The organism is Streptomyces sp. NPDC059567 (assembly GCF_042735655.1).
Lineage (GTDB): Bacteria > Actinomycetota > Actinomycetes > Streptomycetales > Streptomycetaceae > Streptomyces.
Window position 1 is genome coordinate 7769 of record NZ_JBHWBS010000163.1, and the last position, 1233, is coordinate 9001.

Below are 1233 nucleotides of genomic sequence, written 5' to 3' on the forward strand. Positions count from 1 at the left end.
ATCGGTGGGCCCGTCTACACTATCCACCCCACCACCCCCCCTCACCACGCCCCCCAGACCCCCCACCCCCCCCCCCCCCCGCGCCCCCGCGCCCCCCCCCCCCCCCCCTCGGCGTGTCCACCTTGTCGCACGGAGCGAGTCGTCAGGCGCCGGGCGTCCCGGCCGACAACCCCCGCCGCAGGCACTCGCTCAGCCGGGCCGCGATCGTGCCGTCGAGGTCGAGGCGCGGGTTGAAGATCGTGACGTCGAACCCGACGGCACCCTCGTGCGCCAGCGCCGTCCGCAGTACGTCCTCCAGCTCCGCCCAGCTCAGCCCACCCGGCTGGCGGTAGTCCACGGCGGGCATGATCGCGTCGTCCAGGACGTCGACATCGAGATGGATCCAGAACCCGTCGCCCAAGGTCAGCCGGCCCATGACCTGACGGACCGCCTCGGCGGCCCCGACCGCGCGCACGTCGTCGAGGTCGAGCGCGCACAGCCGTAGCGGCAGTGGCTGCATCCCCGCCGCGGCGGACTCGACGGCGTCCCGGAACCCGAACGCGACGACGTCCTCGTCCCGAACGAGCGGCCCCCGCCCTTCGAGATCGGCGAGCAGCCGGGGACCACGGCCGGTGGCCAGGGCGAGCTCCATGGACGCGACCTCGCCGGTCGGCTCGGCGGACGGCTGGTAGAAGTCGGTGTGCCCGTCGAGGAACAGCAGTCCGTACCGGCCACGGCGGCGCAGGGCGAGGAGGTTGCCGAGCAGGATGCTGCAGTCACCGCCGAGGACGACGGGAAAGCGCCCCGAGTCGAGAACCTCGCCGACGACGTCCGCCAGCTGTACGGAGTACTCCGCGATGCCGCCCGGATTGAGCACACCGGTCTCGACGTCCCGCTTCGGGTCGTACACGGGCGCCTCGACGCGGCCGACTCGCGCCATTCCGCCGAGCAGGGCCGCCGGCAGGTCCTGAACGCCGGACGGCCGCAGCCCGAGCACGGACGGAGCTTCGATGATCGCCGGTTCACGGCCGGACAGCGGCATATGTCCATGGTGCCGCAGGGTGACCGGTTTCTGAGGGTCTTGAGGCCTGGGCTCTGGTGGGTTTCGGGGTTCTGAGGGTCTTGGTGCGAGGGCCCTCGCGAGCTTCTGGGTCGGCCGCCCTCGTTCCGAGTGTGGCGACCGGAGTCGGTGGGTCAAGGGCGCTCCTGCGTCGCGTCGGCTTCGCCGATTGCGCTGCGCTTCACCCTTGACCC

Annotated in this window: 1 protein-coding gene; it reads right to left on the reverse strand. The window is 72.4% G+C overall.

What is annotated here, in order from left to right; all coding sequences use genetic code 11:
- Positions 1–142: 142 nt before the first annotated feature.
- A complete protein-coding gene (locus ACFVZW_RS36000; RefSeq protein ID WP_384530669.1) occupies positions 143–1021 on the reverse strand; it encodes an arginase family protein in 879 nt (292 codons plus the stop codon).
- Between the last annotated feature and the right edge of the window lie 212 nt (positions 1022–1233).

Bases quoted from the DNA above. Each gene is read 5' to 3' on its own strand.
- ACFVZW_RS36000 (WP_384530669.1), bottom strand. From the start codon at position 1,021: ATGCCGCTGTCCGGCCGTGAACCGGCGATCATCGAAGCTCCGTCCGTG.